The 21,465-nt window shown below is 63.4% G+C and carries 15 protein-coding genes and 1 pseudogene; 5 read left to right on the top strand and 11 right to left on the bottom strand.

Annotated features, from left to right (window positions below; all coding sequences use genetic code 11):
• Positions 1 to 12: 12 nt before the first annotated feature.
• Entirely contained in the window at positions 13 to 2,913 is a 2,901-nt protein-coding gene (locus tag H4O13_07565; GenBank protein MBE5315244.1) for a hypothetical protein, read from the top strand.
• A 928-nt stretch (positions 2,914 to 3,841) separates the two neighbouring features.
• On the opposite strand, the gene H4O13_07570 is transcribed toward H4O13_07565, so the two are convergent.
• On the bottom strand, positions 3,842 to 4,585 hold the full coding sequence (locus H4O13_07570) for a hypothetical protein (GenBank protein MBE5315245.1): 744 nt from the start codon (positions 4,583 to 4,585) through the stop codon (positions 3,842 to 3,844).
• A gap of 368 nt (positions 4,586 to 4,953) precedes the next feature.
• On the opposite strand from H4O13_07570, the pseudogene H4O13_07575 reads away from it, so the two are divergent.
• Positions 4,954 to 5,739: pseudogene (locus tag H4O13_07575) on the top strand (DUF3883 domain-containing protein).
• 98 nt (positions 5,740 to 5,837) lie between these two features.
• On the opposite strand, the gene H4O13_07580 reads toward H4O13_07575, so the two are convergent.
• The 4 genes from H4O13_07580 to H4O13_07595 all read right to left on the bottom strand — a co-directional run bounded on the left by H4O13_07580 (position 5,838) and on the right by H4O13_07595 (position 9,686).
• On the bottom strand, positions 5,838 to 6,032 hold the full coding sequence (locus H4O13_07580) for a hypothetical protein (protein MBE5315246.1): 195 nt from the start codon (positions 6,030 to 6,032) through the stop codon (positions 5,838 to 5,840).
• A gap of 133 nt (positions 6,033 to 6,165) precedes the next feature.
• Entirely contained in the window at positions 6,166 to 6,534 is a 369-nt protein-coding gene (locus tag H4O13_07585; protein MBE5315247.1) for a nucleotidyltransferase family protein, read from the bottom strand.
• Between the two features lie 340 nt (positions 6,535 to 6,874).
• A complete protein-coding gene (locus tag H4O13_07590) occupies positions 6,875 to 7,699 on the bottom strand; it encodes a glycoside hydrolase family 11 protein (protein MBE5315248.1) in 825 nt (274 codons plus the stop codon).
• Positions 7,700 to 8,486: 787 nt separating this feature from the next.
• The gene (locus H4O13_07595; protein ID MBE5315249.1) at positions 8,487 to 9,686 is read right to left on the bottom strand and encodes a hypothetical protein; all 1,200 of its coding nucleotides are present in this window, start codon (positions 9,684 to 9,686) and stop codon (positions 8,487 to 8,489) included.
• A gap of 194 nt (positions 9,687 to 9,880) precedes the next feature.
• Here H4O13_07595 and H4O13_07600 point away from each other — a divergent pair, with 194 nt between their 5' ends.
• Both H4O13_07600 and H4O13_07605 read left to right on the top strand, forming a co-directional pair.
• Complete coding sequence (locus H4O13_07600; GenBank protein MBE5315250.1) at positions 9,881 to 10,528, top strand: transposase; 648 nt, start codon at positions 9,881 to 9,883, stop codon at positions 10,526 to 10,528.
• 89 nt (positions 10,529 to 10,617) lie between these two features.
• Positions 10,618 to 11,634: an IS110 family transposase gene (locus H4O13_07605; protein ID MBE5315251.1), complete on the top strand. Its 1,017-nt coding sequence runs from the start codon at positions 10,618 to 10,620 to the stop codon at positions 11,632 to 11,634.
• A gap of 457 nt (positions 11,635 to 12,091) precedes the next feature.
• Here the strand turns inward: H4O13_07605 and H4O13_07610 are convergent, their stop codons facing one another.
• The 6 genes from H4O13_07610 to H4O13_07635 all read right to left on the bottom strand — a co-directional run bounded on the left by H4O13_07610 (position 12,092) and on the right by H4O13_07635 (position 20,060).
• On the bottom strand, positions 12,092 to 13,285 hold the full coding sequence (locus tag H4O13_07610) for a DNA cytosine methyltransferase (protein MBE5315252.1): 1,194 nt from the start codon (positions 13,283 to 13,285) through the stop codon (positions 12,092 to 12,094).
• A 42-nt stretch (positions 13,286 to 13,327) separates the two neighbouring features.
• Positions 13,328 to 14,167, bottom strand: a complete 840-nt coding sequence (locus tag H4O13_07615; protein MBE5315253.1) for a hypothetical protein — start codon at positions 14,165 to 14,167, stop codon at positions 13,328 to 13,330.
• Entirely contained in the window at positions 14,160 to 15,326 is a 1,167-nt protein-coding gene (locus H4O13_07620) for a hypothetical protein (GenBank protein MBE5315254.1), read from the bottom strand. Before H4O13_07620 ends, H4O13_07615 begins: the two co-directional genes overlap by 8 nt.
• A 26-nt stretch (positions 15,327 to 15,352) precedes the next feature.
• Positions 15,353 to 19,063 (bottom strand): methylmalonyl-CoA mutase family protein, encoded by a 3,711-nt coding sequence (locus H4O13_07625; GenBank protein ID MBE5315255.1) that lies wholly within the window; start codon positions 19,061 to 19,063, stop codon positions 15,353 to 15,355.
• 204 nt (positions 19,064 to 19,267) lie between these two features.
• The gene (locus tag H4O13_07630; protein MBE5315256.1) at positions 19,268 to 19,522 is read right to left on the bottom strand and encodes a hypothetical protein; all 255 of its coding nucleotides are present in this window, start codon (positions 19,520 to 19,522) and stop codon (positions 19,268 to 19,270) included.
• Positions 19,523 to 19,697: 175 nt separating this feature from the next.
• Entirely contained in the window at positions 19,698 to 20,060 is a 363-nt protein-coding gene (locus H4O13_07635) for a DUF1304 domain-containing protein (GenBank protein MBE5315257.1), read from the bottom strand.
• Between the two features lie 169 nt (positions 20,061 to 20,229).
• On the opposite strand from H4O13_07635, the gene H4O13_07640 reads away from it, so the two are divergent.
• Entirely contained in the window at positions 20,230 to 21,465 is a 1,236-nt protein-coding gene (locus tag H4O13_07640; GenBank protein MBE5315258.1) for a DUF418 domain-containing protein, read from the top strand.

Below are 21,465 nucleotides of genomic sequence, written 5' to 3' on the forward strand. Positions count from 1 at the left end.
AGGAGTCATTTCATGCCCGTTCAAGCCCTGCCGGTCATGTACACGCAGAGCGGTCAGACCATCGAGATCTCGACCAACACACCACTGATCACGCAAATCGATTCGTTGCTCAAGTCGGGTCTTGACCTGAAATCTGCGATCGAGCAACTGATGCGGGCTTGTGGTCTTCTCAAGGGAAAGGTTGCGGATGAGTTGCGAGCTCACATCCTCGGCATTCCCGAAATTCGCATCGCTCTGGAGCGATTGCAAGGGCTCGGACTGATTGTTCAAGACGCCAGCGAACAGCATGTGGCACTGACCCGCCTGAGCGCTGCGACCAAGCCGTTCACCCTGCTGCTTGAGGCGAGCGGCGGGAAACTGATCAACCCAGGCCAAGCGGTCATCGGCTTGAAGGGCAAAGCCGAGCTCGCCCTAATCACCACCGCCCGCAGCCCTGCTGAGGCAGCCGATCTCAAGCTGCCGATCGCCGCATCAGACGTGCTGCACAGTTGCCAGCTCGGCGGCAACCTGTCCCTCAAGGGCAGCATCGCGCCCAGCGCGCTCAGCCGCGGAGCGGGGGCCAGCCTCGGTCTGAGCGCCGAAGCTCGACTGGGCCTCAGCTGGCATTTCCAGCGTCACGCCGACGATACCGTGCTGAACTCGCTGGTGTATGCAGCGCTAGACGTCGGGCAAGGCGCGCGTCCCTGGGACTTGGAGGACGTGATGCGCGTGCTGGATGAACCCAGCGAGGCCAATGCCCATCTTGATGCGCTGAAGGCGATCGACGTGCTTGCCGAGCGAAGTCTCGGCTTCAGTGCGGGTATCGGGATCAAGCGCGGCTTTAGCAAAGCCTGGACTGCGAGAGGTGCCAGCGGTCCGCAAGAGATCAGCGCAGCTGCCAGTCTCGGGGTTGGGCTGCGCGTCGGCTTGCGGCGCAAGGGGCTCTACCTGTTGCGTCTGCGAAAACAGGGCGGCGATGTGATCCTCGATCTCGACGCAATGCAACAGTTCGAGCGTTCTCGCGGCCTTGATCTGGGCCTGGATATCGGAATCAGCGGTGTCGATGCGTTGGCGACTGGCTGGATCAACAAGCTGCTGCCCGAGCCGACGAAGGACTTCGAAGGACTGATCGAGCAGTGGTCGCAGCCTGGCACCTTGCTCAAGGCCAAGATAGACGACGAACTGCGCCTTCGCTTCAGCCAAGCCCTGCAGCCGCTGGTGCCGCTGCTGACCGGCGACGTCAGCGCACAGGACGTTGCAGCGAATGAGGTCGAGCGCCTTTTCAATCATTGGGAAGAGGCGCTCAACACCCGGATCGCCTTCATCGGAAGCTCCTCGGCGGCGATCCTTGATCAGCTGCTGGAAGAAGCAAGGGAAGCCTTTGGCGAACACTACGCCCTGGTCGAAGCCGCTTTGCAGGAGCAGATCGGCGTGGTTGCCGCATGCATCGACGCGTTGCAGGCCGAGCTGCAGACTTCGATCGATGGCGTAGTCGACGCGCTCAAAGCCAAGGCCGAAGCTGCCTTGCTAATTGCGCTCAAGCCACTGGCGAAAATCGGTGAACGGATCGACCAGCTTGCGAAGAACCTTGACACCTCGGCCGCGCCGCTTGCGGCGGCGATCAAACGTCTGCTCGCGCGCTACGAAAGCCTGCGGAAGGCGCTGCTGGACGGCGCCAAGCAGGCGGTCAGGCTGAAGCTGGGACTTGCATTCAACGGCACGGTAGAAATGAGCCGGGGCGAAGAGCGAGCGCTGAGCCTTCGCTTCAGTCGCATCTCGGACACTACAAAGCGCTGGTTCAGCGACATCATGCTGGGGCGTGTCGAGATCGATATCGACGAGCTGCAGAAAGCGGCGCACGCCTCGCGTGGCGCATTTTCCTTGGAGTCTGGCAGTTTCGTAGCCCTGGCGGCGCGGGCGAGCAGCGCTTCGCTGACCCTCGACGCATTCGGCGTGCCGTTTGGTGATGAGCGCCTGCTCTCCAGCGCCGTGCGCATTGAAGTCGATCTCGCTGGACGGATCAGCTTGCTCGCCCTGGGGGCCAGTGGTAGCGACGAGTCATGGACCGCCAAGGAATCGCGTGCAGCCCGCTTCTCGGCCGACTTCGATTCGGTGACGACGCTGCAGGCTCCCGGGCTGGGCATGATCAGTCTCAGCTTTGAGCTGACAGACAATCGCCTCAAGCCAAAGGAACTGACACAGTTCTTCGCAGGTTTCGTTGAAGCTGGCGTACTGCCGCCAGCCGTTGCCGAGCGGGCTCGGATGCAGCTTGGCGAAGGGGCGGTGAGCAACGTCCAACTTGGCGTGAGCCTCCCGCGCTTGGCCAAGGCCTTGCGCGGCGCGGCGGGCAAAACACGTGAGTCGCTACAACGCGAAGCGTGGGAGAACTGCATCCGCTTCATGCGCCCCCGCGCCGATATCGCGCGCTTGATCAAGCTCGATCCAGAGCGGGCGTATCGCAAAGTGGTGGCCATCCGCCGCAACGGCGACGCTGTGCCCTTGGCGAAGGAGTTCCTCATCGAAGTCGGTGGCAGCATCAGCGGCAACGCGCCCAAGCATTTGGCGAGGGAGCTGCTGACTCTCCACCAAGCCATCAACGCCATCCCCGACGCGCTGGCCGCGCTCAGCGAGATCACGCGAATCGCCGCAGAGTTGAGCAGCGAGGTGGTCAGCGACGAACGCGCACGCGCCGCCCGCGATGCGCTGGATGAAGTGCTTTATCGCGCCAATCGTGCCTTGTCACCAGTCATCGACATAAACGACGGCATCTACGGACTTTTCAGCGAGCGCCTGGCTGACGTGGCTGTCGCCCTGCTCGCCTCGCTGAACCACTTTGCCGGTGGGGGCGGGCTCGGCGCCGCACCGGCACTGCGCCACTTTGCTCTGGATGCCAGCGGCAAGCGCGTCTTTGGACCACCAGTACTGATCGGCTGAGCGCCGCATCCTTGCCCTCGTCGCGTCATTGCCGGCGCGACGAGGGCAATGCGCTCGCGCAGCATGGAATCGCATGACGAACGCGTGACTCGCTTCATGTGCCGAACCTGGAAGGCAAGCTTCCGCCCATCTCACCTTCCCTCCTGACCTGAATCTCCCGACCTTCGCCGGTTTCCCCAACGGAGGACCTGCTGATGGACCGTCCGGAGGCATGACCGTGGCGAGCGAATGTGCGTCCGCAGATGTGCAGCGGATTGACCCAGGCGGCGTACTGATGTCCGTGGGGGGGGCATCCCGCGGCGGGAGCTCGCAAGTTAGCGGCGGCGGATGTGGATGCAGGAGGTGTCGCCGCTACGGCTGGTGCCGATCGCGCTGAGGGCGGGAGCTGATGCTAGCTCTGGCTCTAGCGCTGTACAGCCGACCGACATCGTCTTCGGCGAGGCCGTGTGGCGGAGCGGTACTTGGCCTCATCTTCGTTGCCATGCGCGCTCTGCCTTGTCACCCGCGCCTCAAGAAACACGATCTCGCGGTGGAAGTCGAACTAGCGGCGCTGACCGCTGCTGAAGGTGCCTGCGCACTTCAGCACCGTTGGCTCGATGCCGATGCGGACCCGCGAGAGTACGTGGGAGACGGGTGAGACGAGCAAGCTGCCGCGGTCGTCGAAGTTGATGACGTCGCGGTCGAACGGGTGGTCGGCATCCGGTCTGAGCTGCAGGCCGTTCTCGCCGTCGAGGCGCTCTTCGTTGCTGGCGTCGCGACAGGATTTGCAGTGGCTGGCGATGAGGTGTTCGAGTCGGTCGACGCCAACGCGGGATACCGGGTCGGGGGCAACCTACTTCCTCCGTCGTACCGCGTGGCCGTGCCACTCAGCCTGATCTGCCCCTCGGTTCTTGGGACCGTCCGTCTCCGCGCTGATCTGGCCGCGCGATTACGCGATCCAAAGCGCATCCCGCACCACCACCTGCCAGGCGCCTTCCGGCGTGCGCATGAGCAGGTAGATCAACCCTCGACCGCAGGTTCCGCCGCAAGTGTGCTCTACGAGGACGACCGCCCAGGTGCCATCCTCGGAGAGGACGGGAAGCGACGTCCGCACATAGCCGGCCGTGCCTGGGAAGGCGCGATAGAACTCCGGCCACCACCCGCGCCCCTCCCCGAACACGGCATCGATCGCCGCTTGAGGCGTGAAGCGCACGTACGGGCCCGTGACCTCGGGCAGCGTGCTTGGCTGACGGTTGGCCTGTGACAGCGCCAGGCGCAGGGCGCGCGGAATCCGGAAGTCGGCGCCCGGCAAAGTCAGCGCTTCGTCCGAGAGCATCGTGGGGCACCCCGCTGCGTCCGCCTCCCAGATGGTGCCTGCGCACATCTCCACCGTGCGATCAGACAGCAGCACAGGCCAGCGACGCCGCATGCCGCCTTGAGCAATGTCGTCCTCTGGAGAGAGCGGCGCAGGCTCGAATCGCTCGTGCTCCAACACGGCCTGCACGATGGCGACGGTGTCTGCCGCGCGCGCAAGCCTTGGGCTCGGAGGCTCGATCAGGTGAGTACGCAGTTGATCTGCCGCCCACGCCTTCAGCAGATCACCGAAAACCCACACGCCAAAGAACGCGCTCAGACTGACGAAGATCAGAATGACTCGGCGGGCACGCACGGCATCGAGAGAGGTCAGCATCATCAAGCTCAGTCCTGAAGCATCGGGTTGGATGTTCGCCCGTAGGATGCAGGCCGAGAATGAGGCGCTTCAACCGCCACCCGCAAAGCGAAGCACATCGTTCTCGTGCTGTTCGCGCTGCTGCCTGTTCGGTCGCGGCTCAAGAAACGCATGCTCGCGGTGGCAGTCGAGCTAGCGGCGCTGATCGGTGTTGAACGCGCGCGCACTTCAGCGTCGTTGGGTTGAGGCCCATGCGGAGGAGTGACCAGCAGGCTCCGCCGCGCCAGAGCATCGGCTACCCTGGCAGCGTTCACGAAGGGAGCCCGGGCGTGCCCGAAGGTCAAGACTGGTTGCGGGAAGAAGTCGAAGCCTGCGTCGCCGACTATCTCCGCATGCTCACGTTGGAGCTCAATGGGCAGCGCTACAGCAAGGCCGACCACGCGCGGCGACTGCTCGCGCAGCTTGACGGGCGCAGCCGCGCTTCGGTCGAGTTCAAGCACTGCAATATCAGCGCGGTGATGCTGGCACTGGACTACCCGTATATCCCGGGATACAAGCCGCGCGGCAACTTCTAGGCCCTTCTGGTCGACGTCGTGGAGGCGCAACTGCAGAGTGCCCCCGCGCTTCAGGAAGCAGCGCAGGCGGCGGTGCTGCGTCCTGCCGCGGCGGCCATGCTGGAGTCGCCCGAATCCGTCTGGGTTCCACCGCCGCGCGCACAGCGCATCGCCGAAGTGCCACCTGCCTATGCGCCGCGCTTCCTTGCGGCGCGGCGCGACTACATCGCGCAGGAATCGCGCAACCGGTCCCTGGGGCGCGCCGGCGAGCTGTTTGTCGCCGAACTCGAAGCCCGTCGCCTGCATGCGGCGGGCCAGCCTCGGCTTGCCGATCGCGTCGAGCACGTGGCCGCGACGCGCGGCGATGGCCTGGGCTACGACGTGCTCTCCTTCGAGGAAGGTGGACGCGAACGGCTGATCGAGGTCAAGACCACGGCCTTCGGCGAGCTCACCCCGTTCTACGTGAGCCGCAACGAGGTCACGCGTTCGGAGGCCGACGCGGCCCACTACCATCTGTACCGCCTGTTCGACTTCCGCGACCGCCCGCGGCTGTTTGATCTGCCCGGAAGCATCCGCTCACGCTGCGATCTTGAGGCGGTGACCTTCCTTGCGCGGATTGCCTGACGAACCCGACAGGGAGCAGAGTCACCGTCGGCTTGCAGAGCTGACCAAGCTCAGTCTGCGCGAGGTCGGAAGAGCCGACTCGCACCCGTGCCTTAAAGCTACAGCCTGAACTCAAGCCACGCGCGCACTGAGCGTTGCGGCCACTCCGGACACAGCGCTTCCACCACCTCCATCAGATCCAGCCAGGCGGCGACGGGGTCTTGCGGTGCAGCCGCCGTGCTCTGCGGCAACACATCCGCACCCGAGAAGTGCGCAAGGCCCGCGGGTTCAGTCGAAGTCGGCAAGCAGTTCATCCAGAAGCGCCTCGCGTTCGAACAGCTGGAAGTAGCGCCGCACCTCGGTCAGGTCCAGCTGCCCGCGGTTGGCGCGCAGCAGCTGCCGGATGTCATCGAGGTCGCGGTGGCGGCTGGGGTCGTTGTGCAGCGCCTACAGCTTGAAGCCGATCAGGCCTTCCGCACTGACCACGCGCATGCGCCCCAGCGGCGTCTCACGTGGGTGCGCACGTCGCAGCAGGTCGGCGGCGACCGGACGGTGCGCGTACAGCAGGTCAAACCCCTCATCACCTCGCACGTAGTTCGCCGCGTCCGCGCTGCGGTGCACGCAGCGGTAGCCGAGCGTCAGCAGCAGCCCGTGCACGCGATCCGCATCCACCGCCGCGACGAGAAAGTCGACGTCACGCGTTGCGCGGATGACCTTGTGCACCGCCAGCGCGAGGCCGTCGATCAAGGCAGGCGGCGTCTCCAGTTCGGAGAACACCGGCAGCACCTGCTGGATTTGCTCGGCGAGTCGAGACATGGGGAACCGAGCGGTCGACGGCGAAGGCGCCCTACCCTGCGCACGGACCGGCGGCCTGCGGGGATTCGCGCGAACGCACGCGCAGCGGCCTGTGACGGTGGGCGGACCCACCGAAGACTAGCGGCTTTGGTGTGTGCGTTCCACGCGGGCGATGCCCACGGCATCCGGCGCTTTCGGCGCGTCGAAAACGGACACCCACCTCGGCCTCGAAAGCGACGAACGTCTCAAACATGCTCCAAATCTAACCCTGAGCCTGCGCTCGCCCGAGCCTTCCATCCGGCACATCGGTCGGCCTGATCAAGGAGCGCGACGCGGTAAGTGAACCTGACCCCTTTCTTGCTTACCGGCTTGCCTCCCACACCCGCCCCAAAACCGTACCGTTCTTCTCCGCCAGAAACACCTCGACCGCGAGAACCTGGTAGGTGGGGTCGTCGCTGGCGTCGAAGTTGTCCAGATCGGGGAGCTTCCAGCCGTTGGCTTCCCAGGCTTTCACGTGGTCAGCAAAAACGATCGTGTGATCGACACCCAGCGGCATCTGCGCTTGGGGCGTGCTCCAGTACTGGTAGAAGGTCTCGGTGCTGTTGATGGAGGGCTTCTGCCTACGCACGGTGCGCCAGGTGGTGTACTCCACGCCGTTGCTCACGAAGGAAACGCCCTGCTCGCCGCCCTGGGCTGGCGTGCGGACCCAGCGCTGGATGACGTAGTACTCGACCAGGTGGGCGGGGTCAGCCGGATCCATGTCTTTGTCGTAGCCCCAGCCATACAGGGTCACGTAGCTGGCGCCTGCGTCCTCGTCCAGGCGGTAGCCAATGACACGATCACGCTCGCCATGCTCCCAGCCTGCACCGCCGACGTAGTTGTAGTCGCCACCGACCCAGTCGATCTTGAAGCGGCCCTGCGCGTCCAGCGTCAGCGAGGCTTCGCCGCCGTCCTTCCAGTGGGTGAAGAACAGATCGCCCACGTGGCCCGTCGCATGGCTCTGTGTGAGCTGCGCCTCGCCGGCAAAGCGCTGGGTGTAGGCCTTGAACTTGGTGATCGGCAAAGTGCCCTGCGCTGCGTCGGCGGCCTGCGGAGGCGGCACATCAGCGCCCCCTGCCGAGGCGCAGCCGGCACTGCACAGGATCAGGACGGACGTCAGCAGGGAAGTCGCGAGGCAGTAGTTCATGAGGAGACGTCGCACACCTTTGGTTTCCGCACGGGATGGCCGCCCGTAGCATCCGCCAAAGGACGATCATTCGGGAAGGTGCGCATTGACCGGAACCGGGGTCGGAAACGGGGTCAGGTTCACTCCCGAAAGCCCCGCGCGCCGCACTACTACGCCATCGCCAGCGTTCTGCCCATGCAGCGACGCCACCGCTGCAGTGATGCTGTGCGCACGGCCCGCCAACCTCGACTCAACCTGCCAGGCATTCCGCAGCACATCGTGCAGCGGGGCAATAATCGTCTTCCCTGCGTCCTGGACGACACGGATCGCACCCGCTGTCGCCAACTGCTGCCGGAGGCGCTGCTCGCCACGGGCTGCACGCTGCACGCTGCACGCTGCACGCTGCACGCCAATGTACTGATGGACAACCACGTCTACCTGTTGGCGACGCCACCCGAAGTGGGTGCCACAGGTCGCCTGATGCGGCCTACGCGCGCATCCGCTGCTGAGCCCGCACCCCGTTCAGCACTCGCTCGATTCGGCTCACTACCGCGCCATGCTGGCTGAGACGATCAGCGACGAAGCACCTGGCAGCAATCCGGCTCTACCTGCGACAAGAGCGCGCCTACGGCCGCGATGACTTTCCAGCAATGGTCGAAGCCAAGACCCAGCGCTTCGCCAGCGTGCGGCCGGCGCATCGGCCGGCCAAACCAATCAACGCCAACGGGCCAGCGAACCTGAGCTTGCGTTCTTGGCCCCGTTCTTGCCAAGCTCGACCCGGCATCGAGCTTGCACTTTCCTGCCAGGCTCAGCCGTCGGATTGTCCGGCGATTTTCGTCGGATCAAAGCTGGTCGATTCGAGGTGCACTGCGAGTCTGTCGAGCAGGGCGGCGGGGTCGTCCCAGCCCTGTCCGCGAACCCGGAGACTGTTGATCGAGCGCAAGGCTTGCAGCCAGTCCGGATAGTTCGCGCGATCGAACCAGCGCGCAAGGACGAGCAGTCCAAAGGCCTCGACCATCGACGGGTCGCGACCGGTTTCAAGGCGCCAGCGCAAGCGATCGCCAAGCAGTCTCTCAGCGAGCGCGCGCGGCGTGCCGAGTCGATCAAGCACCGGCAGCTCGCGGTCTATCACATGATCGCCGTAAGCGGAAAACCAGCGCGCCAGAGGCTCGCGCGTACGCCAGATCGGAAAGGCTGAATGGCCGAAAGCCTTGCCGCCCTCACCAATCAAGTCCTCGCTGTAGAGCCAGAAGGCATCCACACGCCCACCCATGGGCGTCTGGAGCGCCTTGGAATAGCGCGCGAACTCGGCCGCCAAGGGCGGCACCCATTGCGCGGTGATCTCCGGTACGTACAGTGCCCAGCGGCCATCGGTGGCCACGCCCTCGTTGCGGTGGGTGGCGGTGACCTGAAGGTTCTGGATGACCCGATCAACATGGCGCATCACGCCGCGCTGGCCGATGCCTTCCTCGTTAGGCTCTCGAGGGCGAAATCCAAAGGGAGCGAGGCGTCTCTGCAGCGCTTGCTGCAGCGGTCTCACGACAGCGGCGGTCTGATCCCAGGTGATCAGCGCCGAGCGCGCGATCGCAGGAACAGCCATCGGTGGCGGCGCGCTCTGCGTGCCGAGGCGATCGACCACCAAGCGATCCGGCCGGTATAGGCGCCCCGTCTGCGGGTCGAGCATGTGCAGCCCATGCAGCGCCACCGACTCGGCAATCAGGCCGAGCAGTCCAATCTCCAGCATCTGCACGTTGGGCGAAAAGCTGTAGACCGCGCTCTCGAAGCGCTCTGAGAGGCCGAAGGGCCAAGCGTTGTCGGGGCGGTCGGCATGAGGATCGTCTTCGCTCAGGTCCGGGCAGTTCAACACCATGCCCCCTTGGAACGACTGGTAGCGGCCGATCAGATGCCCCCGCGGTTTCTCCGAGGCCGCTCGGTCGACGAGCGCCTCGGCCTCGGCCACGGAACCCACCGGATCATCGGAAAAGAAGAGATGAAGGACGTACGGCATGGCGGCGGTGCTTGGTCGGAGAGGGGCCGCAGGAACGATAGCGGAAACCAGGTCAGGTCCACTCCCGACAGCCCCGCGCGCCGAACTCCTACGCCATCGCCAGCGTTCTGCCCAGGCAGCGACGCCACCGCTGGAGTGATGCTGTGCACACGGCCCTCCAACCTCGACTCGACCTGCCAGGCATTCCGCAGCACATCGTGCAGCGGGGCAATACTCGTCTTCCCTGCTTCCTCGACGACACGGATCGCGCCTGCTGTCGCCAACTGCTGCTGGAGGCGCTGCTCGCCACAGGCTGCACGCTGCACGCCTATGTACGGATGGACAACCACGTCCACCTGTTGGCGACGCCACCCGAAGTGGGTGCGAAAGGTCGCCTGATGCAACAGCTTGGCCGACGCTACGTCGGACAGTTCAACACGCGGCACGCACGCACCGGCACGCTCTGGGAGGGTTGGCACAAGGCATGTCGGGTCGATAGCGAAGACTACCTTCTGCGCTGCAGCCGCCACATCGACCAGAACCCGGTCCGCGCCCGCATGACGGACGATCCTGCTGCCTACCCGTGGTCGAGTTGCGCGGGCCTTTGCGGCCTGCGCGCGCATCCGCTGCTGACCCCGCACCCCGTCCAGCACGCGCTCGGTGCAGATCACTACCGCGCCATGCTCGCTGAGACGATCAGCGACGAAGACCTGGCCGCGATCCGGCTCTACCTGCAGCAACAACGCGCCTACGGCCGCGACGACTTTCAAGCGATGGTCGAAGCCAAGACCCAGCGCTTCGCCGGCGCGCGGCCGGCGCATCGGCCGGCCAGATCAAGAACGCCACCAGGTAAGAGAACCTGAAGACTCATCGCGCCGCCCCCGACTGCTGACAGGACAGTCCAAGGTGCGGAACCTAGCTGGCTCATGTCCAGCAGCAGTAGGAGGCGGCGATGACACTGTACGCAGCGATTGATCTTCATTCCAACAACGGGGTGCTGTCCGTCATCGACGAGCAGGACGAAGTGGTGTTCGAGCGACGTTTGCCGAACAGCTTGGAGCACGTGCTGCAGGCGCTTGGGCCCTTCCTCAATGCGCTGAAGGCGCTGGCGGTGGAGTCGACCTACAACTGGTACTGGCTGGTCGATGGCCTGATGGATGCCGGCGTTGATGTTCGTCTGGTGAACACGGCCGCGATTCCGCAGTACGCAGGCCTGAAGCATGGCAATGACCACACGGATGCGCGGCATCTTGCCCATCTGCTGCGCCTGAACCTGCTGCCCGAGGGCTACATCTACCCGCGTGAGCGACGCGGCGTGCGCGATCTGCTGCGACGACGCTTTCTGCTGGTTCGCCAGAGCGTGACGCTGACCAATTCGCTGCAGAGTGCGTGGTCGCGGCGTATGGGCCACGGCATCCGCACCAACGACCTGCGGCAGCTGACCGGCGAGGCGATCGAGAGCACGTTCATGGACGTTCATGAGCGCCTGGCGGTGCTGTCAGAACTCAAGCTGTTGCAGTGTTTGCACAGCCAGGTCGACCAGATGGAACGCTGGGTGCTGGAGTCGATCCGTTGCACGCCCGAACTGCAAGCGCTGCGCAGCGTGCCGGGTATCGGTGTTGTGCTCGGTAGCACCATCCTCCTGGAGACGGGCGAGATCTCACGCTTCGAAAGCGTCGGCGACTACGCCTCGTACTGCCGCATGGTCGAGAGCACGCGGCTCTCCAACGGCAAGAAGAAGGGCAGCGGCAACGCCAAGTGCGGCAACCGCTACCTGAGCTGGGCGTGGATCGAAGCCGCGAACTTCGCGATCCGCTTCAGCCCCGAGATCCGCCGCTGGTTCGATCGCAAGGCGAGCAAGAAGCCGCGCCCGGTGGCGATCAAATCCGTGGCCCACAAGCTGGCACGCGCCGGCTACCACCTGATCAAAGACGGAGGCCACTTCGATGTGAAGCGGGCGTTCGGCTAAGCACACCGGCGGCGCCTGAGGTCGGAACATGGGGTTGGTTTGCAACCACCAGATCTGAATGATCCAGGCGTCGTCGGACCCGATTCAAAGGCAGGGGCCGCCTGCCCGGCGAGCCAACGAAGGGTTGGACGCGCACCGCGCGAACCACGTTACCTGTGCAGCCAAAACCGGCCACATGGACGCCAGGGCAGAACCGATGAGTGTTTGGGGCAGCGATGCCTGGGGCTCCCGAAGGAGCCTAGATCCAAAATGGTGACTGGTGCGGCCAAGAGCCGCAGCCACACGTGAACACAGGCGGGGACGGTCAAGCCAAGAGCGGGTCAGCAGGAATAGAGAGAAGCCCGGGAAGCGGGAGGAGTTTTGTCAGCCCTGTTGACACGGGCGGCGCAATGGTGACCCCTTTCTTACACTTGTTGGTCGCCGGACCCTCATATTAGACATGCTCCCTACTTCGCCTCTACCTTCCAAACTCTCGAAGAAGAGCGCGGGGCCCGGCACCCTCGCCTGCATGTGGCGACGGTACACACCCAGTAGTCGGGACGAAGCGGGCCGGAGTAGGCAGGACGGGCTCAGGTGGGGGAACAACGACGTTGGGCTCCCTCAGGAGCCTAAACGCTCCAGTGCGCTGCCCGAAAAACTGATTCCCAATTGAAGCGGCAAGAACCTCTGCCAACAACGAAGGAACTGCGTTTCCCAACAGACGGGTAGCCTCTCGATAGCTGCAGTCAAATTGAATGTCGTCGGGGAAGGACTGCAGTCGCTTCATCTCATCAACGGAAAGCCGCCGGTTCTCCCAATGGAATGGACCGCAAGCAGACCCGGGACTGGCAGATAGAGTCCAAGATGCTCGTGCTTTCGCAAGTTTGAGCAAGAAACTCCAGTAGCGCGTGCGCCAGCCAAATATCGGAAGCCCACCGCCACGCGACGTATGCCACAAATAGTTCTGCCCCTCGGGGATTGTTGGGAGCAAATCGGCCCATCTGCCCCCAACGGACAAGTCATCTGAACCTTGATACGGCAAATCGGTGAATGCCGCCCATGCGCTAACGTGAGGTCTTTCCACGGAACCATGAGTCGCGAGCGGAAACTCAAACTTATGCCCCGCACGATGAGCAACGATGAACACACGTTTACGACTCTGGGGGACCCCGTAGTCCGCGGCATCCAAAAGCCCAACCACGGGTACGTAATTGGACCGGCAAGAACGATTAATTGCGTTGAATCTTGTGAGAATTCTCTGCAGGCCTTCATCCTTTCCTTTGAACGCGAGCCCAGGCACATTCTCAATCAGCACGACTTGCGGCAAGAGGTCTTCTACTACGTTGAACAAGCCATCAATTGTACCTGCGCGGGCGTCTTTGAGCCTCGCAGCATCGCCAGTAACCCAGTAACCGGCTTTTGAAAACGGTTGACAAGGCGGCCCGGCAACAACCATATCAACCTGACCAGTTCGCAGACCGGAAAACTTCTTAATCTTCTGCCCCGTCCAAAGAGAGACGTCACCCTCGCTCGGAACCGTCCAATCACGATTCTTTCTCAAGACTCGCTGACATATTGGGTCGAAGTCAAGTGCAAATCGGGTAGAGAAGCCCGCACACTCGAACCCATAATCGATACCGCCAGCGCCGGAAAACAGACTAACCAGGTTCACTTCAAAGCACCGCCTGGCGAACTACAGGCCCTCCTACTGTGATCATGCGGCCACCTCTTGTAGTGTTGTTTCGATCCATGTCGCGATTTCTTCCGCAAAATCGGACGGAAGCCGGCTTCGCTCGGTACCACGAAGTAGCCTTGGCCGATCCAGAAGCACACCAGCTTCCGCACTTGTTTCATGCCATTCTTCATCCGGGGGAAAAACGCCAGGAACAGCAAACGCGGTAATGGGAGCTGCAGCCCAATGAATGTATTGCTTCCAGGAGGTCAGCGGAATACCGCTTGTCTTGCCACGCCAGTTTTCCCCTATAGCGCATTGCAACAGACCAACGACCTGACTCGATCGACCGTCATGGGGCAACCAGAAAACCACATCGACACCCCTATCCTTATACTTCGCCGCAGGTGATTCAACAAATCTTTCGTTTAGCTTCTCACAGAGGACTCTTAACCGATCGGCAATTGCAACCGGCGTATCGGGCAGAACGGGCCACCCGAAGCAATAACTTTGCGCACCGAAGACTCCCTGTACAGCGAAAGTCGTGAACCGCTCAAAAAGCTTGGCGTTAATGGAAGCACTGCGAGTACCGAAGAGAGCGAAAAGCAGCAATGCCTTGTACTCCAATGGAGAATCCCCCTCAAGCCTCCGAACCAAGCTTGATGAGACTTCGTAGTATGGAGTCGAATACAGACTCTCACGCCGACGAAGTTCCAACATTACTGAACTGATAAACGCCTCTGGCGGCTCATTCCCCTGGAGCGCTTCAATCGTGTTGGATATCAGACTCTTTGAGACAACATCTTCCTCTCCGCTCGCGAGAACCAACTCAACCCAATCTGCCACATCATAAATGGAATCGAGGCTTGGCAACTCAATCACGAGACGGCTCCAAGGTTCTTGCAAGATTCGCGACTGAGCTTGCCAACTTCTTGACTTGAGCCTTTACATCATCAGTTGCGTGCCGATGAGCGACCGCAAGTGCGTTTTCCACACTGCGATTAGCTCTAGCCAATGCACGAAGAACCAATTGCTCTTCGCCGTTTGTGTACTCGTAGGCATCCTGCAGGGGTCGACCACTTCTCAATGCTGAGGTGGCCTCTTCGCTTGCCAAGACTGGCGCGAGATAGTTCGTAATGTCGCGAGACTCTCGAATTATTGGTATCGATCTATTGGATTCCCCAAACATCCACCTTAGGAGTTCCCCGAGCCGCTCGAGTTTGTCATCTGCAATCGGACTTAGAACATTCTCCACCTTAGACGCCGCGGGCAGGCCGAGATACTGGCGTACCGGCCTCTGGTTCAGACCCAGAAGCAAGAATGAGAAATTGTCCTTTGCGAGGCTAATGTCGTAATCCAACTCCACTGCAGCCTGATTGAGAGCAGAGAAAGCGACGGCACTCTGGCGAATAGCCCTGTTTCTATCGCCCAACTCCCGCTCAACCTCTTGGACTGTCCCTCCAGAATTAAGCAGATTCCAGATGTACCGAGCCTTGGCATACGAATCCCATTTCCGGGTACCGGTGATGTGCCGAACACCGAGATAGGGGACAACTTCCGAACGCGTCGGATAAATAATTACTGGAAGAACTGCCAGATCACTAGCAACAGCGCCATCGATGCTAAGGTTCGTCAGCCTCAACCGCTGACGCAAAGAAGCATCAGTTAGGATCTTGGCGGCGGTGAGCCGACGGTTCCCTTCTGCGACCACGAACGTGCGATGCGGCTCTGCAAGAGCGTCTTCCAGCCGCTGGCGATCCTTATGCAGCGGGTTTGAATATGCCGCGAGGTCTACAGCTGAGACTGGCTCAGATGGGAACGCGACTAACGGCTCTTCATCGAAATAACCGTTCTGGCCCATCGAGTGCAAGAGTTCGTCAACGTCGAAGCTCTCATAGAGAACTTCAATCAGTTTTTGTTCCGACTGCCCCACCGCCTCATCCGGCAGTCTAGGATTATTAGGATCTAGCGTGAGGCGACCAATCTCTACATCGAGTAGAGGGCGCTTTTTTCCGCCGCCGGGAATTTCGTTAACGGGCATCGTTATTGACCTTCGTGATGACCAAACTACATATTCCGCCGATACTCCCCACCCACCTCATACAGCGAATGGCTGATCTGCCCAAGGCTGTGGGTCTTCACCGCTTCGATCAGCGCGGCGAACAGGTTTTCGCGCTTGCGGGCGGTGGATTGGAGGTAGGCCAGGGCTGAGGCTGGTTGCCCCCTCTCCCCCTGCCCCTCTCCCACGAGGGGAGAGGGGAGAACGGCGGCGTTGCGGTTCTCCTGGTAGCTGCGCACGTTGGCGATCTGCTGGCCCTTTTCTTCTTCGGTGCTGCGGATCAGTTCGATGGTGGTGGTGATCTCGCCGCCGTGGTCCTTGCCGAGGTAGGTGTTGACGCCCACCAGGGGCAGGCTGCCGTCGTGCTTCTTGTGTTCGTAGTACAGGCTTTCTTCCTGGATCTTGCCGCGCTGGTACATGGTGTCCATGGCGCCCAGCACGCCGCCGCGCTCGCTGATGGCTTCGAACTCCTTGTAGACGGCCTCTTCCACCAGGTCGGTGAGCTGGTCGACCACGAAGCTGCCCTGCCAGGGGTTCTCATTGAAGTTCAGCCCCAGCTCTTTGTTGATGATCATCTGGATGGCCACGGCGCGGCGCACGCTCTCTTCGGTCGGCGTGGTGATGGCCTCGTCGTAGGCATTGGTGTGCAGGCTGTTGCAGTTGTCAAACAGGGCGTACAGGGCCTGCAGCGTGGTGCGGATGTCGTTGAACTGGATCTCCTGCGCGTGCAGTGATCGGCCTGAGGTCTGGATGTGGTACTTCAGCATCTGGCTGCGCTCGTTGGCGCCGTAGCGCTCGCGCATGGCGCGGGCCCAGATGCGGCGGGCCACGCGGCCGATGACGGTGTACTCCGGGTCCATGCCGTTGCTGAAGAAGAAGCTTAGGTTGGGCGCGAAGTCGTCGATCTTCATGCCGCGCGCGAGGTAGTACTCGACAATCGTAAAGCCATTACTGAGCGTGAAGGCCAGCTGCGAGATCGGGTTCGCCCCGGCCTCGGCGATGTGGTAGCCGGAGATGCTCACCGAATAGAAGTTGCGCACCCGTCGGTCGACGAAGTACTGCTGGATGTCGCCCATCATCCGCAGCGCGAACTCGGTGCTGAAGATGCAGGTGTTCTGCGCCTGGTCCTCTTTCAGGATGTCGGCCTGCACGGTGCCTCGCACGGTGCTGAGCGTCTCGGCCTTGATGCGGGCGTAGGTTTCCGCGTCCAGCACCTGGTCGCCGGTGACGCCCAGCAAGCCCAGGCCGAGGCCGTTGTTGCCTTCGGGCAGGCCGCCGGAATACACCGGGCGCATGCGACCTTCGTAGAGCTTGGCGATGGTCTTCTGTGCTTCGGCCCATCGAGCTTCGTCGGCCTTCAGGTACTTCTCCACCTGCTGGTCGATGGCGGTGTTCATGAACATCGCGAGGATGATCGGCGCGGGGCCGTTGATGGTCATGCTCACGCTGGTGGTGGGCGCGCACAGGTCGAAGCCGGAGTACAGCTTCTTCATGTCGTCCAGAGTTGCGATGGACACACCGCTGTTGCCGATCTTGCCGTAGATGTCCGGGCGCTCGGCCGGGTCTTCGCCGTACAGGGTGACGCTGTCGAAGGCGGTGGACAGGCGTGCGGCCGGCTGGCCGAGGCTCAGGTAATGGAAGCGGCGGTTGGTGCGCTCCGGCGTGCCCTCGCCCGCGAACATGCGGATGGGGTCTTCGCCGCTGCGGCGGTAGGGGTAGACGCCGCCGGTGTAGGGGTAGTGGCCGGGCAGGTTTTCCTTGCCCAGGAACACCAGCAGCTCGCCCCAGCTCTTCCACTTGGGTGCGGCGATCTTCGGGATCTTCTGGTGGCTCAGCGATTCGCGGTAGTTCTCGACGCGGATGACCTTGTCGCGAACGGTGTATTCGTTGAACTCGTCGGTGACGGACTTGAGCCGCTCGGGCCAGGCGCGGAGCAGCTTCAAGTTCTCGCTGCTGAGGGATTGGACGGCGTCGTTGTAGCGCTGGCGGAGGGTTAGGAGGGTGCGGTCGGGCTCAATGCGAGCCCCTCCCCCAATGGGGGAGGGGTTGGGGAGAGGGTTCGGGTGTTGGACGGTCTCTGGGCTTGCCGGACCCTCTCCCCCAACCCCAACCTTCGCTTCGCTCGGGCTCAGCGCGCCATGAGCTCCCACCGGGAGCTCATCAGCGGCACGCTTCGCTCCATTGGGAGAGGCGAGCAAAGCAGAGGCGTCGTACAGCTCCAACGGCCTCGGCAGCAGCGGGTCCTCCAGCTCGCGCAGCGCCTCGTACACGCTCTGCGCGCGGCTGGCGATTTCGCTCTGCTTTTCGATGCCGTGGTTGATCGCCCTGCCCTGCTCGGCGATCTCCGCCAGATAGCGGATGCGTGCGCCGGGGATCAGCACGGTGGCGCGGGGTTCCTTGAGGCTGACATCCACCTTCGGATGGAAGTCGCAGCGCGAGCTCGCCGCACCCTGCTCTGCCACTCCCGACTCCCGAGCAACGAATCCCATCTTTGCCGCCAACAGGCGGCAAAGATTCGCAAACATCCAGCTCACGCCCGGGTCGTTGAACTGCGAGGCAATCGTCGGGTAGACGGGCACCTCTTCATCCGGCATCTGGAAGGCCACGCGGTTGCGCTTCCACTGCTTGCGCACGTCGCGCAGGGCGTCTTCGGCGCCGCGGCGGTCAAATTTGTTCAAGATCACCAGCTCGGCGAAGTCGAGCATGTCGATCTTCTCGAGTTGGCTGGCCGCGCCATAGTCGCTGGTCATCACGTAGACCGGGAAGTCGACCAGGTCGACGATCTCGGAATCGCTCTGGCCGATGCCGGCGGTCTCCACCAGCACGAGGTCGTAGCTCAGGCCGCGCAGGAAGGCGATGCAGTCCTTCAGCACGGCATTGGTGGCGACGTGCTGACGGCGCGTGGCCATCGAGCGCATGAACACGCGCTTCGAGCGCAGCGAGTTCATGCGGATGCGGTCGCCCAAGAGTGCACCACCGGTGCGGCGGCGCGTGGGGTCGACCGAGATCACCGCGATGCGCATCGCCGGGAAGTGCTGCAGGAAGCGGTTGATGATCTCGTCGGTGACCGAGCTCTTGCCCGCACCGCCGGTGCCGGTGAGGCCGACCACCGGGGTCTTGCCGCCGGCCAGCTGCCAGCCCTTGCGCAGGGCGGCCAGCTCGGCCTCGGGGATGGCGCCTTCTTCAATCGCGGAGAGCATGCGGCCGACGGCGATCTCGTCGTCCGGTGTCACCGCGGCGGGCTTCTGCGTGCTCAGCCTGGCTTTGGTCGTGCGGGCGACCAGGTCTTCGATCATGCCGACCAGGCCCATCGCCATGCCGTCGTTCGGGTGGTAGATGCGCTCCACGCCGTAGGCCTGCAGCTCGGCGATTTCCTCAGGCGTGATGGTGCCGCCGCCGCCGCCGAACACGCGGATGTGGCTGGCGCCGCGTTCTTTCAGCATGTCCACCATGTACTTGAAGTACTCGGTGTGGCCGCCCTGGTAGCTGCTGAGCGCGATGCCGTCGGCGTCTTCCTGCAGGGCCGCGCGCACCACGTCCTCGACCGAGCGGTTGTGCCCGAGGTGGATGACTTCAGCGCCCTGCGACTGGATCAGCCGGCGCATCACATTGATGGCGGCGTCGTGGCCGTCGAACAGGCTGGCGGCGGTGACGAAGCGCAAGGGCGATGCGGCGGACGCGCTGTCGTCGGCGGGCAAGCGGCTGGCGGGAGTGCTCATCGGGGGGCCTCGATGCGGGGTTCGCGAAGCCCGCCATTGTACGCGGGCGGCTGTGAGGCACCCCTGCCGAGCGTTGACTTGCCGGCCTTTGCACCCTGCGCAGAGGTACGGGCTTTCAGCCGACGCGAACGCGGGTGGGAACCCCACCGACACAAACACCCCGCGATGGGCGGCACATCGTCGCGATGCGCCGCCCATCCACACTCACATGACGGTGCAGCTGTAGGTCCAGCCGTCGTTGGCGCAGTACCAGGTTTCGGTCAGCAGCCAGCCGTCGGGGTAGCAGGTGAATACAAAACGGACACCGTTGCCGTTGGCATCCATGTTCTCGGTGGCGGTCACCGCGCCCTGATTCTCCGGCCCGCAGGCATAGGGGGGCTCGAAGGGGTTGGCCTGAGCGGCACCGCCGACGCCAGCGGCAAGAACGAGGGAAGCAACGGTCAACACGAGGGATTTCATGAGCGAGATCTCCAAGGAATGGGATGGGCGGGCGGCGATGTGTGCCTCCGACGCGGGCAGTCGCGTCGGAGCCCAGAACCTTCGTGGCTTTCTCAAGTGCGGGCAAGCTGTCATATCTGACAATGCCCGCGGCCCACTGACACGCCTGGAACAAGGCTGAAGTTTCAGCCTTGCCCTACAGCCATCTGGGCAGCACGAAGGCCAGGGCCAGCGCTGCCGGCAAGGCCTGGATGAAGTAGATCTTCCGGCTCGCCGTCGCCCCGCCGTACAGGCCCGCGACCAGTACGCAGGCCAGGAAGAACACCTGCACATCCAAGCCAGCGTCGCCCTGCCACAGGCCCCAGAACAGGCCCGCGGCCAGAAAGCCGTTGTACAGCCCCTGGTTGGCGGCCAGCACCTTGGTCGCAGCGGCCTTCTCGGCGCTCATGCCGAAGGCGCGGCGCCCGCGCGGCGTGTCCCAAAGAAACATCTCCAGCACGAGGATGTAGACGTGCAGCAGGGCGATCAGCCCGACCAATGTGGTTCCGACCCATTGCATTGCGCTCTCCCTTCCTGCGTGGACACTGCAGGGATGATCGCCGATCGCGTTGCCTGCGTGTCATGGCGAAAGCGATCCCGCGCGTCACGCCGGGGCTTCGTATCCATCGTAGGGCTGCCCTGGGCGACACTGTCGCCTCCCGCCAGCCCGTGAATCCGACGAGACGCGCATGAGCACAGCACTGCCGATCACCGCCCCTCGCCCGCCCGAGGATCGCCTGCACCTGATGGACGCCCTGCGCGGCTTTGCGCTGCTCGGGATCCTGCTGATGAACATCGAGTTCTTCAACCGCTCGGTGCACGACTTCATGAGCGGCATCGACACCTCGCCCGGCGCCGCGGGCACCGCCGCGTGGCTCGTCTACGTGTTCGTGCAGGGCAAGTTCTGGGTGCTGTTCTCGCTGCTGTTCGGCATGGGCTTCGCGCTGATGCAGGATCGCCTCGAGGGCTCGGGCCGCCCGTTCGGTTGGCTGTACTTCCGACGCACGCTCGCACTGATGGCCTTCGGGCTGCTGCACATCGTGCTGCTGTGGCCGGGCGACATCCTGTTCGCCTACAGCCTCACCGCGCTGATGCTGATGGCCTTTCTGCAGGTGCGCGGGGTGGCGGTGCTGGTCACGGGGCTGGGCCTGTACTTCGGCGTCTCGGCCCTGTGGGTGCTGCTGGGCTGGGCCATGGGCTTCATGCCCGAGGAGGCGAAGGCGCAGATGGCGGCCGAAATGGGCGATTCGGTCGCGCTGGGGGCGGCCTCCGATCGCCTCTATGCCATCGGCAGCTACCTTGAAGTCAGCCTGCACCGCGCCGAGGAGTACTTCACCGTGATGCTGCAGACGGTGCTGATGTTCCAGGTGCCGATGGCCTTGGGCGTGTTCCTGCTCGGCGCCTGGCTGCTGCGCTCGGGTCGCATCCAGAACGCGCAGAACCATCGGCGCTTCTGGTGGCTGACCCTGGTCATCGGCGCCCTGCTCGGCGCCGTGTTCATCCGCGCCAGCCTTGCCGTGGGCGTGAGCTTCGACCTCGAGACCGGCCTGGGCGAGGCGCTGCTCGCCGCAGGCCTGATGAGCCTGGGCAGCTTGCCGCTGTCGATGGCCTACCTCGCCGCGTTCGTGCTGCTGTTCCAGACCGGCCTCGGCGCGCGCGCGCTCAGCGTGCTGGCGCCCGCTGGCCGCATGGCGCTGACCAACTACCTGCTGCAGTCCCTGGTCTGCAGCCTGCTGTTCTACGGCTACGGCCTGGGCTGGTACGGCGAGGTCGATCGCTGGGGCCAGGTGCAGATCGCCCTGTGTCTCTTTGCGGCCCAGGTCGCTGTGTCGCCGCTGTGGCTGCGCTACTTCCGCTATGGCCCCTTGGAATGGCTGTGGCGCGGACTCACGTACGGGCACCTGCCACCCTTACGACGGATCTGA

It is taken from the genome of Lysobacterales bacterium, assembly GCA_014946745.1.
Classification (GTDB): domain Bacteria; phylum Pseudomonadota; class Gammaproteobacteria; order Xanthomonadales; family Xanthomonadaceae; genus Aquimonas.